This is a genomic window from Rhizobium mesosinicum, assembly GCF_019511345.1.
Classification (GTDB): Bacteria; Pseudomonadota; Alphaproteobacteria; order Rhizobiales; family Rhizobiaceae; genus Rhizobium; species Rhizobium mesosinicum.
Genome location: NZ_JAEUAK010000001.1, coordinates 425822 through 438019 on the forward strand (window position 1 = coordinate 425822; position 12198 = coordinate 438019).

Here is a 12198-nt window from a genome sequence, read left to right on the forward strand (position 1 = left end):
GAGACCTCCTCCTGGAATGAGTATATCACCACGCCGCCGATATCGTCCGCTCCTCTTCTGCTGATGCGGGCGATCAGCACGGTATCGAAATCGACTTTGGGTCACCCAGCCGGCGGTCGGCGCGACGGTTCAGCCCAAGGCCTGGGCCCCGGAGAAATATAGCAGCCTATGTTGAGAAGATCGGCGGGGAAAGCGGTGGTCGCAATTGCCGTGCGCCGCTTCATCAGCCGTGCTCCCGCGCACTTCAAACGTGCCCTTTTGCGGTTAAGGTTTCGCGCGGTCAGGATGGGCAGCCTGAAAGGCCGGCAGCTTGGAGCACTTGCCATCGATATCGACGATGCGCCTGAAATCGGTCATGTTCACTCCCCAGCGGCGGGCATTGTAGACCTGGGGAACAAGACAGAGGTCCGCCATCGTCGGTGTATCTCCGACACTGAACTCTCCATCGGCTCCGTCAATTATGGCTTCCAGTTTGCGAAGTCCGTCCGTGATGAAATGCTTCATCCATTCTTCGCGGGCGTCGGCCTTGTCCGTTACGGTCATGAGATGCGCCACGACGTGGGTGTTGCATATGGGATGGATGTCCATGGCGACCGCATATGCGAAGGCGCGCACTTTCTGGCGATCGACAATATCCGGCGGCAGTAATCCGCACTCCGGGCGGAGCTCGGCCAGATACTCGATGATTGCCAGCGACTGGGTCAGCGTTTTCCCGTCGATTACCAATGCCGGCACGAACCCCTGCGGGTTGAGTGCCAGATATTCCGGCTTCCTCTGCGCTCCCTCCAACAGGTTGATGGACACTGTTTTGTAGTCGATCGCCAGGAGATTGAGCGCAATACGGACGCGATAGCTCGCCGATGACCTCCAGTAATCGTAGAGAATGACGTTATTCACTGCAGGCCAGCCCCCTGATACTTTTCAACCGTCTGCTCGATCGCTCCGAAGATCGAATGGCCCGCATGATCCTTCATCTCGATGCGGACCTGATCCCCGAACTTCATGAATGGGGTCTTCGGCGCCCCGGTTTCGATCGTCTCGATCATCCGTATCTCGGCGATGCACGAGTAGCCGTCCCCTCCGTCATCGACCGCCCTGCCCGGTCCGCCATCCAGTTTGTTGGACACCGTTCCCGAGCCGATGATCGTTCCGGCCAGCAGATTACGGGTTTTGGCCGCATGGGCGATGAGCTGGCCAAAATCAAATGTCATGTCGATGCCGGCGTTCGCTTTGCCCAATGCCCTGCCGTTCAAGCTCACAAGCAGCGGCAGATGCACCTTGCCGCCATCCCACGCCTTTCCGAGTTCGTCCGGCGTCACCGCGACCGGAGAAAATGCCGATGCAGGCTTGGACTGGAAGAAGCCAAATCCCTTTACCAGCTCGTCCGGTATGAGACCGCGCAGCGACACGTCGTTGACGAGCATCACCAGACGGATGGCATCGCGCGCAGCTTCCGGACCGGAGCCCATGGCAACGTCGCCGGTAATGACGGCAACCTCACCCTCCATATCGATCCCGTAAGCTTCGTCAGCCACCACGATCGGATCACGCGGCCCGAGGAACCCGTCCGAGCCACCTTGATACATCAGCGGATCGGCCCAAAAACTCGCCGGCATTTCGGCGCCCCGCGCCCTGCGTACCAATTCGACATGGTTGACGTAGGCCGAACCGTCGGCCCATTGGTAGGCCCGCGGCAAGGGCGATGCGGCGTCATGTTCGTGAAACCGGGTCGTCGGCTGGGCTCCGGTCTCGATGCCCTCGGCAATCAGTTCGAGTCTTGGGGCCACGTGCTCCCAATCATCGAGAGCCGCCTGCAACGTGCGGGCAATGTGACCGACTTCGGAATAGCAGGTAAGGTCGCGGGAGACGACAACGAGCCGGCCATCTCTCGTGGAGTCTTTCAACGTCGCAAGCTTCATGTCCCATTCCCGTCCCAGAGGATGCTTGGCCGATCTTCACTTGATGCCATCACTTGATACCGGGGGTTCCGTCGAATTTGCGTTCCAGACCGTTCCAGCATTCCAGGTAATCGTCCTGCAGCGTTTCAAGCTCGGCTGCGTATTTTGTCAATTGCTGCGGGTAACGGGTCTCGAACATGAAGGCCATGGTATCATCCAGCTTCACAGGCTTGAGCTCGGCATTGGATGCCTTTTCGAAAGCGAGCGCGTCCGGCCCGTGGGGGAGCATCATATTGTGTAGGCTCATGCCGCCGGGGACGAAACCCTCCTCCTTGGCATCATACTGGCCATGGATCAGGCCCATGAACTCGCTCATGATGTTGCGGTGGTACCAGGGCGGCCGGAAAGTGTGTTCGGCAACCAGCCAGCGCGGCGGAAAGATCACGAAATCGACATTCGCCGTGCCTGCATCCTCGGTGGGCGCAGTCAGCACTGAAAAAATCGACGGATCGGGATGATCGAAGCCGATCGCTCCAACAGGAGCAAACGTCCGTAAGTCGTATTTGAACGGGGCATAGTTTCCGTGCCACGCCACCACATCGAGCGGTGAATGGCCGATATCGGTGACATAGAACTTTCCGCACCACTTCACATGGACACGGCAAGGCTTTTCCTTGTCCTCGAAAGCGGCGACAGGTGTCTTGAAGTCACGCGGGTTCGCCAGGCAGTTCGCGCCGATGGGGCCACGGTCCGGTAGGGTAAATTTCGCCCCGTAATTTTCGCATATATAGCCACGCCAGACAGCCTGCTCGCCGCTGCGCAAGACCTTGAACATCATGCCGCGGGGGATGAGGCATATTTCCAGGGGCTCGACATCCATAATGCCCATTTCGGTGAACACCCTGACGGCGCCAAGCTGCGGCACGATCAGCAGTTCGCCGTCGGCGTTGAAGAAGTAATCGTCCACCATGTCCTGATTGAAGACATAGGCATGGGCTGACATGCCCACTTGGGTGTTGACGTCGCCTGCTGCCGTCATCGTCCTCACCCCCTGAAGAAACGTCAGTTTCTCGGTTGGCGCAGGAATGGGGTTCCAGCGGAGCTGCCCGAGGGGGAGCGAATGTTGGTCCAGGCAAGGCGCGGTTTTCCAGAGCGGATAGGAAACATTCGAGAAGCGGCCTGTGTGGCGCACACTCGGGCGAATGCGATAAAGCCAGGACCTTTCATTCGTCCCGCGCGGTGCGGTAAACGGCGAGCCGGAAAGCTGCTCCGCATAAAGACCGTAATTGCACTTCTGGGGACTGTTCTGGCCTTGCGGCAAGGCGCCGGGAAGCGACTCCGTTTCGAAATCGTTGCCGAATCCCGGCATATATTTCAGCTTGGTTGCAGTAGCGGCTTCACCTTCGGAAGCCTGGATCGAGGTCTGGTCCATGCTCTCTCCTCCCCGAAAACTCGGCGGCGCCGCGCATTTCTTCAGACGCGCGGCCAGCCCTAAGTTTACTCCGCCGCAGTCCCGATGACACCACGCTTGATCTGATCGGCCTCGATCGACTCGAAAAGAGCGCGGAAGTTGCCTTCGCCGAAGCCCTCGTCGCCCTTGCGCTGGATGAACTCGAAGAAAATGGGGCCGATGACGGTCTTGGAGAATATTTGGAGCAGGATTTTCGTCATGCCGCCATTCACCACGCCTTCGCCGTCGATAAGGATACCATGTTTCTTCATGCGCTCGACAGGTTCACTATGGCCGTTCACACGTTCATAGGACATGTCATAGTAGGTTTCCGGCGGTCCCGGCATGAAGCGCAGACCATTGTCGGCAAGCCTGTCGGTTGCCTCGTAGATATCTTCCGTTCCAACGGCGATGTGCTGGATGCCCTCACCTCTGTATTTCTTTAGATATTCCTCGATCTGGCTTGTGTCGTCCTTCGATTCATTGAGCGGAATGCGGATCTTGCCGCAGGGCGAGGTGATGGCGCGGCTCACCAGGCCGGTAATACGCCCGTCGATGTCGAAGAAGTGGATCTGCTTGAAATTGAACAGGTTGCGATAAAAATCCCACCACTTGTCCATGTTGCCGCGGAAGACATTATGCGTCAGGTGGTCGAGATAATAAAAACCGATCCCTTCGGGATGCGGATTGGGCTCGCCCAGCCAGTCGAACTCGGCATCGTAGACCGATCCCTTCGCGCCATAAGTCTCGACGAAATAGAGTAGCGAGCCGCCAATACCGACGATCGCCGGGACGTCGAGCGCCTTGTCGTCTCCTTCATAGGGCACGGCGCCTTTTGACAAGGCGTGATCGAACGCGTGTTTGGCGTCGACCACACGCCATGCCATCGAGGGAGCGCAGGGACCATGCTCTGCGACGAAACGAGCGGCATGACTGCCGGCTTCCGCATTCAGGAGATAGTTGATGTCGCCCTGGCGCCAGACGGTGATGTCCTTCGTCTTGTGCTTGGCGACCGGTACGTAGCCCATACGCGTGAAGAGTTCGCGCAGCTTCTCGGGCTCGGGATGGGCGAATTCAACGAATTCGAAGCCGTCGGTGCCGGCCGGGTTGTCGGCGGTAATTTCCGAGGGCGGCGCATCATGCGGAAAAGGACCCATTTTCTCCTCCTGAGGACTGGACTTCGATTGTGCAAAGTGTCGCCCAAAATCGATGCAAAGTTCTTGCATTCTTCATGCCGGAGGAAGAGATTATGCACGATTTGTGAGAATTTTGGAGATTTTGCGCAATGGATGAACAGCTCGACAAATTGGATTTGCGCCTGCTCCAGGAACTTCAAAAAGACGGCCGGTTGACCAACAACGAACTGGGGGAGCGGATCGCGCTTTCACCGTCGCAATGCTCGCGCCGGCGCACGAGACTGGAGTCCGAGGGATATATTCGCAGCTATCGGGCCTATCTGGATCAACAGAAGCTGGGTCTGGATATGCTGGTGGTCATTTCCGTGACGCTTGCCACCCACAACAGAGACAATGCCCGCAGATTTTCGCAGCTGATCAACGGCTTGCCGGAAGTTCTCGAAGCCTATGCGTTGACCGGTGAAATGGACTATCACCTGAAGGTCGCGACCCGCGGGCTCGCCGACCTCTCCAAGTTCGTCAACGACGTTCTGTTACCCCACGAGTCTGTGCAGCACGTGAAGACCTCGATCGTGCTCGACACGCTGAAAACATTCGAAGGCTTTCCGATACATATGCCGGGTCATTGGCATGGCGACAGCACACGCTGATCTGGCGCCAGGCATCAGAGCGGCAGCTCGGTCGAGAATTTCAGCTCCCGCAACACGAAGCTCGACACGACCGTACGCACATGCGGGTTGCGCATGAGGTAGCGGGTCATGAAGGCTTCGTAGCTTTCCACGTCTCTCGCCCTTATCTTCAGCATGTAGTCGAAGGCGCCTGACAAGGCATAACACTCCATGATCTCCGGCCGCTCCAGCACTACCGACGCAAAAGAGGCTACCGCCTCTTCATGGTGATCCTCCAGCGTCACATGCGCGATGACGCAGAGTTTGAGATCGAGCTTTCCGGGATCGAGCAGCGTCACGCGCTTTCGGATGACGCCATCGGCTTCCAACTCCTGAATCTTCCGCCAGGCCGAGCTTTGCGACATGCCGGCCTTTTCCGCCAGATCTGCCAGCGAAAGGCTTCCGTCGGCCTGGATGAGCTGCAAAAGCGTGCGACGAAAATTCCCAGGTTCTTTCATTTTGAGTATCACTCTCGGGAATATTTTCCACCATTATGGCAATGGCTGCCGGGAAAGAAAAGAAAATCCTCAAAACGTGGATCATAATAGCAAGAACAACACCAGGCCTGGGAGGATCAGTCTATGACCAAGGAAAGCAGCTACACCGCCAAACTGCCCGGTCCGAACGGTATATATTCTTATACCGCCGAAGAAGACGCTATATGGGGCGAGCTCTACCGACGTCAGATGAAGTTGCTTACCGAGACCGCCTGCCGCGAATATCTTGACGGCGTCAAAATGCTGGGGCTGGAGCCCGACAAGGTGCCTCAGCTTCGCGATGTGAACAGACGCCTGAACGAGACCACCGGCTTCGGCGTAGAAGGCGTGCCGGCGCTTATTCCGCCCTCGCGCTTCTATGAACTTCTGTCACAGGGCAAATTCCCGCTCGCAACGTTCCTTCGCCGTCGCGAGCATATCGACTATATCGAGGAACCGGACCTGTTTCACGAGGTTTTCGGCCACTGCCCAATGCTGACTAACCAGAGCTATGCCAATTTCGTCAGGCATTTCGGAGAAACAGCCGTCCGCCTCGGCAAGGGCTATTCGTGGCATTTGTTCCGCATCTTCTGGTTTACCGTCGAGTTCGGCTTGATCAATACGCCTCAAGGGCGCCGCTGCTTCGGCGCCGGCATCGTCTCGTCGCCAAGCGAAGCGAAGGCGGCAATGGAAGGCAAGGCATGCGAATTTCGCCCATTCGATCTCATGAACGTGCTGAGAACACCTTACCGGATCGATATCCTCCAGCCGATCTACTACGTCATCGACAGTTTCGCCGATCTTGAAGCGATTGTGGGCCAGGATATCGAGGGCATGATCCTGAAGGCGAAGTCACTCGGTGACTTCGCCCCCACTTTCGAAGCTAAAGCTTCGTGAAGCCACGATGAACGACGGCAAGAATGGAGCTCGGTCTTCCTCCACCGATCCTCAATCTTGGCGGCGCAAGCGAAGCTTGGCTTTTGTGAGCACAAGAATATCAATCGCTCATGCTTGGAGCGCTCGCACCGGACCGGTGGATTCGCGCAGGATGAGTTCGACCGGCCAAAGCTCGTGAATTTCCAGTGGTGAACGTCCGGCCAGGATCTGCAGCACGAGATCGGCGCACCGCGTTCCGGCTGCGCGCATCGACGAGCGCGTCGCCGACAGCGAAGGCACCATATTGTCGGCCGTCAAATAGGGAAAGACGTCGTCGTGAGCAATAACCGAGACATCGCTGCCGATCTGAAGCCCCAGCGAACGCGCGGCCCGGTAAATGCCGAGCGCCGTCATCATGGACCCCGCGACAAACGCTGTCGGCCGCTTTGGTTGTTCGAGAAATGAGCGGGCAAAGCGGAAGCCGAGTTCGTCGGTGAAATTGCCGTTGACGATCAATTGCGGATCGACTTCGATCCCGTGGCTCTGGAGGGCGCTGCGGTAACCGATGTCACGATGCAGAGCATAGGTCGCGCCCTGGCGGCCATTGATCATCGCAATCCTCGTGTGACCGAGATCGATCAAATGCGAAGTCGCACGGCGCACGGCTCCTTCATTGTCGATATCGAGCCAGGGGTGCGGCACGTCGATATCCGAACGGCCATGAACGAGAAACGGCATTCCCAACTCATGCAGCAAAGCGATGCGCTGATCGTTGGGTCGGGGCGAATGCACGATCATTGCATCCACCCTCTGGCTTTCCGCCAGCCGCCTGTAGAGCTGCATCTCGGCATCGGATTCGGGATTAGCCATCGGAATGACCAGAATATCGGTGTCTTCGGTGATAAGACGCTCCGCCATGCCAGCCATGAATTCCGCAAAGTGAAATTCGCCGGCGCGTCCCATGACAACGCCAATGGCGCCAACCCGGCCGGTTTTCAGTCTGACCGCATTGACATTCGGTCTATAGCCCAGCCGCACCGCTTCTTGAACGACGCGGGCGCGCGTCACCTCGCTTACCTCGGGATAGCCGCTGAGCGCACGACTGACAGTCGTCGGAGATAATCCAAGTTGTTTTGCGAACTCTTTGAGTTTCATTGACCGAAAAGACTTTCATCGCCTGCGCTGCCGGGCATCTATACCATCGGCCCCGCGAATTCCACATTCTATGCCGTCAATTATATTCTCTCAAACCGATTTCAATTTTATGCGCCGCCAGGATAGCTACATCTCCGGCTCGGGAAATCACGATTGATAGCTTTCCCGTTGATTTATAACAATTTTCTTTGCTTTTGCACAAGCATCGGTAGTCGTTTAGAACCCGCCTTGACAGGATCTCGACCTTCTGACACGTTTCCGTCAACCAAATCGATTTCAATTTGGTTTTTTGGGAGGAGAAAATGAAGTTTCGTTTCACCGCGGCTGCCGTCGCAGCTGCGCTTATTGGCGCGTCAGTTCCATCCTTTGCTGCCGAAATCAGCATTTCCGCGAGCTCCACAGGCAAGAACCTCGACCTGTTCCGCAAGCAGCTCGACGCCTTCGAGAAGGCCACCGGCAATACGGTCAAGATCGTCACCATGCCGCCCTCGTCCACCGAACAGTTTTCGCAGTATCGGCTCTGGCTTGCAGCCGGCAACACGGATGTCGATGTCTACCAGACGGACGTCATCTGGGCTCCGCAGCTGGCAGACCAGTTCGTGGACCTGAAGGATGCAACCAAGGACGTCGTCGGCGACTTCTTCCCGGCGATCGTCGGATCGCAGACCGTGAACGGCCGTCTGGTCGCAATGCCGCTTTACACGGATGCGCCGGCTCTTTTCTACCGCAAGGATCTGCTTGAAAAATACGGCAAGCAGCCGCCGAAGACCTGGGACGAGATGGAGGCAACAGCCAAGGAAATCCAGGAGAAGGAGCGCGCCGCCGGTCAGAAGGACATGTGGGGTTACGTCTTCCAGGGCAATGCCTATGAAGGCCTGACCTGCGATGCGCTGGAATGGGTGAAGTCCTCGGGGGGCGGCCAGATCATCGAGACCGACGGCACGATTTCCATCAATAACGAGAGGGCTGCGGCAGCACTCAATCGCGCCAAGGGCTGGATCGGCACGATTTCGCCGAGCGGCGTGCTTGCCTATCAGGAAGAAGAATCCCGCGGCGTCTGGCAGACCGGCAACGCCGTCTTCATGCGCAACTGGCCCTACGCCTATGCGCTGGGCAACGGCGCCGACAGCCCTGTCAAAGGCAAGTTCGACGTGACGACACTTCCCGTTGCCGCAGAAGGCGACAAGCCCTCCTCGACGCTCGGCGGCTGGAATCTCGCCGTCTCGAAATATTCGAAGAACCCGGATGCGGCAATCGAACTCGTCAAATTCCTGACGTCGAAGGAAAGCCAGAAGCAGCGCGCCATCGAGCTTTCCAACCTGCCGACCTTGTCAGCGCTTTACGACGACAAGGACATTGCCGCCGCGCAGCCGTTCATGCCGAACTGGAAGCCGATTTTCGAAAACGCAGTGCCGCGGCCGTCGGCTGTTGCGAAGGTCAAGTATAACGAGGTTTCTGCCAAGTTCTGGACCGCAGTGCACAATACGCTCTCCGGCAACGGTACCGCCGAAGAAAACCTCGAGCTTCTCGAAGCCGATCTGACGACGCTGCAAGGCAGCGGCTGGTAACCGATCGAGGCGGCAGTGTCGGATCTCCCGCCGCTGCCGCTTCCGATAACGCCGTCGTCGATTGTCTCATGAAGCGGATATCCCATGAGTGAAGTTGCAGTCTCCCAAAATCTGCAGACAGGTGCGCTCGCCAAGGCGCCCTCTTCGGATCTGAGTTCGGAACGTGTCCGTTCCGCCTGGATCTTCTTGGCGCCGACCCTTTTCATCCTCGCTGTCGTTGCCGGCTGGCCGCTGTTTCGCACCATCTATTTCAGCTTTACCAACGCATCCCTGACGAACCTTGGCGACGCCAGGTTCGTCGGTTTCGACAACTACCTCTCCTGGGTCACCCTGAAGAGCGGCCGCACGATCTATAGAGGGCTGCTGGCCGATCCCGCCTGGTGGGGAGCGGTCTGGAATACGGCAAAATTCACGCTGCTGTCGGTGACGATCGAAACCGCGCTTGGCCTCATCGTCGCCCTTGTGCTGAACGCGCAATTCGTTGGCCGCGGCATCGTGCGCGCCGCTATCCTCATTCCCTGGGCAATCCCGACCATCGTCTCCGCGAAAATGTGGGCTTGGATGCTCAACGACCAGTTCGGCATCCTGAACGACATGCTTCTCGGCCTCGGGCTCATCAGCCAGAAGATCGCGTGGACCGCTGATCCTCAGACAGCGATGATTGCCGTGTTGATCGTCGACGTCTGGAAGACGACGCCCTTCATGGCGTTGCTGATCCTCGCCGCCCTGCAGATGGTTCCTGCCGACATCTACGAGGCCGCCAAGATCGACGGCATCAACCCTGTCAGGGTGTTCTGGCGTCTGACCCTGCCGCTGATACGCCCGGCGATCATGGTCGCGGTAATCTTCCGCATGCTTGATGCCATGCGCATCTTCGACCTGATTTATGTGCTGACTCCCAACAACGCCCAGACCAAGACGATGTCAGTGATGGCGCGCGAAAACCTCTTCGATTTCGACAAGTTCGCCTATGGCGCGACCGCCTCCACCGTTCTGTTTCTCATCATCGCGTCGGTCACCGTGCTCTACATATGGCTCGGCCGCGTCAGACTCGGGGGGCGCGAACACTGATGCTGCTCACAGCCACAAAGAATACCCTCTTCTATCTGCTGGTCGCCGTCATCGTCATCATCGCGGTCTTCCCATTCTACTACGCGATCCTGACGAGTTTCAAAGCAGGTACTGCCCTCTTCGAGGTCACCTACTGGCCAAGTTCGATCTCACTGGAAAACTATACCGGCGTGCTGACGACGGGCAGCTTCATCCGCAGCCTCGGCAATTCGCTGCTCATCGCCTGCCTCGTGGTCGCCGCCTCTCTGCTGCTCGCCGTGACCGCGTCCTACGCACTTGCCCGTGTGCATTTCCGGGGCCGGGCGCTTTTGATGCTGACCGTCCTGTCCGTTTCGATGTTTCCGCAGATCGCCGTCCTGGCGGGGCTTTTCGAACTCATCCGCTGGATCGGCATCTTCAACACGCCCTTCGCGCTGATCTTCTCCTACATGATCTTCACCCTGCCTTTCACGGTCTGGGTGCTGACCACATTCATGCGCGATCTGCCGATCGAGATCGAAGAGGCGGCCATCGTCGATGGCGCCTCCCCTTGGGTCATCATTACGCAGGTGTTCATGCCGCTGATGTGGCCGGCGCTCGTCACCACCGGCTTGCTTGCCTTCATCACGGCCTGGAATGAGTTTCTGTTCGCTCTGACTTTCACCTCGTCGGATGCGCAACGGACGGTACCGGTAGCGATCGCTCTCCTTTCGGGCGGCAGTCAGTTCGAAATCCCCTGGGGCAATATCATGGCGGCATCGGTCATCGTCACCGTACCCGTCGTCATCCTTGTTCTTATTTTTCAACGCCGGATCATTTCCGGGCTGACGGCCGGCGGCGTCAAAGGCTGAGGAAAGCGCGACATGGCACAAATTAGATTAGACAATATCCGCAAGAGCTTCGGGGCGTTCGAAGTCATCAAGGGCGTTAGCATGGACATCCGCAAGGGCGAGTTCATGGTCTTCGTCGGCCCCTCCGGCTGCGGCAAGTCCACCTTGCTGCGTCTGATCTCGGGACTGGAGGACATCACGTCAGGCACGCTTTCCTTCGATGGTCAGCCGGTCAATCGCCTTTCCCCATCGAAGCGAGGCATCGCGATGGTCTTCCAGTCTTACGCGCTCTATCCGCATATGACGGTCTACGAAAACATGGCCTTCGGCATGAAGCTCTCCGGCCGGACCAGGGAAGAATGCAAGGCGCGCGTCGAACAGGCAGCCGGCATGCTGCAACTCTCGCCCTATCTGGAGCGCCTGCCGCGTCAGCTTTCCGGCGGCCAGCGCCAGCGCGTGGCCATCGGCCGAGCCATCGTTCGTGACCCGAAGGTCTTCCTGTTCGATGAACCATTGTCGAACCTGGATGCTGCGTTGCGTGTCGCCACAAGGCTGGAGATCGCCAAGCTTCACCGTGGCATGCATGACACGACCATGATCTACGTCACCCACGATCAAGTCGAAGCCATGACCTTGGCCGACCGGATCTGTGTCTTGCGCGACGGCGTTGTCGAACAGGTGGGAACGCCGATCGAACTCTATGAGACCCCGAATTCGATCTTCGTCGCCGGTTTCATCGGCTCGCCGAAGATGAACTTTCTCTCCGGTCCGTTTGCAGCACACTATGATGCCCACACGATCGGGGTCAGGGCCGAACATATCGAATTCGCCGATCAGGCCGCAGCTTGGACCGGTACCGTCATCCATTCCGAAATCCTCGGCTCGGACAGTTTCGTCTATCTCGACATCGGCTCTGCAGAGCCGCTTATCGTTCGAGAGACCGGGGTGTCCAGCCATCAGCCCGGCCAACAATTGGGCGTATCGCCGATCAACGGCCGCATTCACCGCTTCGACCAATCCGGACGCGCGCTCGAAAGAGTTCCTTTCAAGGGCGCTGCCTGAACACCCATCAAATAAACAGGATCTGACCG

At 58.0% G+C, this 12198-nt stretch carries 12 protein-coding genes; 6 read left to right on the forward strand and 6 right to left on the reverse strand.

Annotation, left to right across the window (positions count from 1 at the left end):
- Positions 1 to 264: 264 nt before the first annotated feature.
- The 4 genes from maiA to hppD form a co-directional block, all read right to left on the reverse strand.
- The gene (maiA, locus tag JNB85_RS01995) at positions 265 to 897 is read right to left on the reverse strand and encodes a maleylacetoacetate isomerase (protein ID WP_220332715.1); all 633 of its coding nucleotides are present in this window, start codon (positions 895 to 897) and stop codon (positions 265 to 267) included.
- Complete coding sequence (locus tag JNB85_RS02000) at positions 894 to 1919, reverse strand: fumarylacetoacetate hydrolase family protein (protein WP_220332716.1); 1026 nt, start codon at positions 1917 to 1919, stop codon at positions 894 to 896. The genes maiA and JNB85_RS02000 overlap by 4 nt, the downstream gene beginning before the upstream one ends.
- A 49-nt stretch (positions 1920 to 1968) precedes the next feature.
- Positions 1969 to 3330: a homogentisate 1,2-dioxygenase gene (gene hmgA, locus JNB85_RS02005; protein ID WP_220332717.1), complete on the reverse strand. Its 1362-nt coding sequence runs from the start codon at positions 3328 to 3330 to the stop codon at positions 1969 to 1971.
- Between the two features lie 65 nt (positions 3331 to 3395).
- A complete protein-coding gene (hppD, locus tag JNB85_RS02010) occupies positions 3396 to 4505 on the reverse strand; it encodes a 4-hydroxyphenylpyruvate dioxygenase (RefSeq protein WP_220332718.1) in 1110 nt (369 codons plus the stop codon).
- Positions 4506 to 4633: 128 nt separating this feature from the next.
- Here hppD and JNB85_RS02015 point away from each other — a divergent pair, with 128 nt between their 5' ends.
- On the forward strand, positions 4634 to 5134 hold the full coding sequence (locus JNB85_RS02015) for an Lrp/AsnC family transcriptional regulator (RefSeq protein WP_220332719.1): 501 nt from the start codon (positions 4634 to 4636) through the stop codon (positions 5132 to 5134).
- A 14-nt stretch (positions 5135 to 5148) separates the two neighbouring features.
- Here the strand turns inward: JNB85_RS02015 and JNB85_RS02020 are convergent, their stop codons facing one another.
- Positions 5149 to 5610, reverse strand: coding sequence for an Lrp/AsnC family transcriptional regulator (locus JNB85_RS02020; RefSeq protein WP_220332720.1), 462 nt, complete (start codon positions 5608 to 5610; stop codon positions 5149 to 5151).
- Positions 5611 to 5733: 123 nt separating this feature from the next.
- Between JNB85_RS02020 and JNB85_RS02025 the strand changes: the two genes are divergently transcribed.
- Entirely contained in the window at positions 5734 to 6525 is a 792-nt protein-coding gene (locus JNB85_RS02025; RefSeq protein ID WP_220332721.1) for a phenylalanine 4-monooxygenase, read from the forward strand.
- A gap of 108 nt (positions 6526 to 6633) precedes the next feature.
- Here the strand turns inward: JNB85_RS02025 and JNB85_RS02030 are convergent, their stop codons facing one another.
- Positions 6634 to 7659: a substrate-binding domain-containing protein gene (locus tag JNB85_RS02030; protein WP_220332722.1), complete on the reverse strand. Its 1026-nt coding sequence runs from the start codon at positions 7657 to 7659 to the stop codon at positions 6634 to 6636.
- A gap of 302 nt (positions 7660 to 7961) precedes the next feature.
- On the opposite strand from JNB85_RS02030, the gene JNB85_RS02035 reads away from it, so the two are divergent.
- The 4 genes from JNB85_RS02035 (at position 7962) to JNB85_RS02050 (ending at position 12169) form a co-directional block, all read left to right on the forward strand.
- Entirely contained in the window at positions 7962 to 9227 is a 1266-nt protein-coding gene (locus JNB85_RS02035; protein WP_220332723.1) for an ABC transporter substrate-binding protein, read from the forward strand.
- An 84-nt stretch (positions 9228 to 9311) separates the two neighbouring features.
- Positions 9312 to 10298 carry a carbohydrate ABC transporter permease gene (locus JNB85_RS02040; RefSeq protein ID WP_220332724.1) on the forward strand — a complete coding sequence of 329 codons (987 nt, stop codon included), beginning with the start codon at positions 9312 to 9314 and terminating at the stop codon, positions 10296 to 10298.
- Positions 10298 to 11128: a carbohydrate ABC transporter permease gene (locus JNB85_RS02045; RefSeq protein WP_220332725.1), complete on the forward strand. Its 831-nt coding sequence runs from the start codon at positions 10298 to 10300 to the stop codon at positions 11126 to 11128. Before JNB85_RS02040 ends, JNB85_RS02045 begins: the two co-directional genes overlap by 1 nt.
- 12 nt (positions 11129 to 11140) lie before the next feature.
- Positions 11141 to 12169, forward strand: a complete 1029-nt coding sequence (locus JNB85_RS02050) for an ABC transporter ATP-binding protein (RefSeq protein ID WP_220332726.1) — start codon at positions 11141 to 11143, stop codon at positions 12167 to 12169.
- Positions 12170 to 12198 lie beyond the last annotated feature (29 nt).

Coding starts and splice junctions, on each gene's coding strand:
- JNB85_RS02000 (WP_220332716.1), bottom strand. CDS start 1,919: ATGAAGCTTGCGACGTTGAAAGACTCCACGAGAGATGGCCGGCTCGTT.
- hmgA (WP_220332717.1), bottom strand. CDS start 3,330: ATGGACCAGACCTCGATCCAGGCTTCCGAAGGTGAAGCCGCTACTGCA.
- hppD (WP_220332718.1), bottom strand. CDS start 4,505: ATGGGTCCTTTTCCGCATGATGCGCCGCCCTCGGAAATTACCGCCGAC.
- JNB85_RS02015 (WP_220332719.1), top strand. CDS start 4,634: ATGGATGAACAGCTCGACAAATTGGATTTGCGCCTGCTCCAGGAACTT.
- JNB85_RS02020 (WP_220332720.1), bottom strand. CDS start 5,610: ATGAAAGAACCTGGGAATTTTCGTCGCACGCTTTTGCAGCTCATCCAG.
- JNB85_RS02025 (WP_220332721.1), top strand. CDS start 5,734: ATGACCAAGGAAAGCAGCTACACCGCCAAACTGCCCGGTCCGAACGGT.
- JNB85_RS02030 (WP_220332722.1), bottom strand. CDS start 7,659: ATGAAACTCAAAGAGTTCGCAAAACAACTTGGATTATCTCCGACGACT.
- JNB85_RS02035 (WP_220332723.1), top strand. CDS start 7,962: ATGAAGTTTCGTTTCACCGCGGCTGCCGTCGCAGCTGCGCTTATTGGC.
- JNB85_RS02040 (WP_220332724.1), top strand. CDS start 9,312: ATGAGTGAAGTTGCAGTCTCCCAAAATCTGCAGACAGGTGCGCTCGCC.
- JNB85_RS02045 (WP_220332725.1), top strand. CDS start 10,298: ATGCTGCTCACAGCCACAAAGAATACCCTCTTCTATCTGCTGGTCGCC.
- JNB85_RS02050 (WP_220332726.1), top strand. CDS start 11,141: ATGGCACAAATTAGATTAGACAATATCCGCAAGAGCTTCGGGGCGTTC.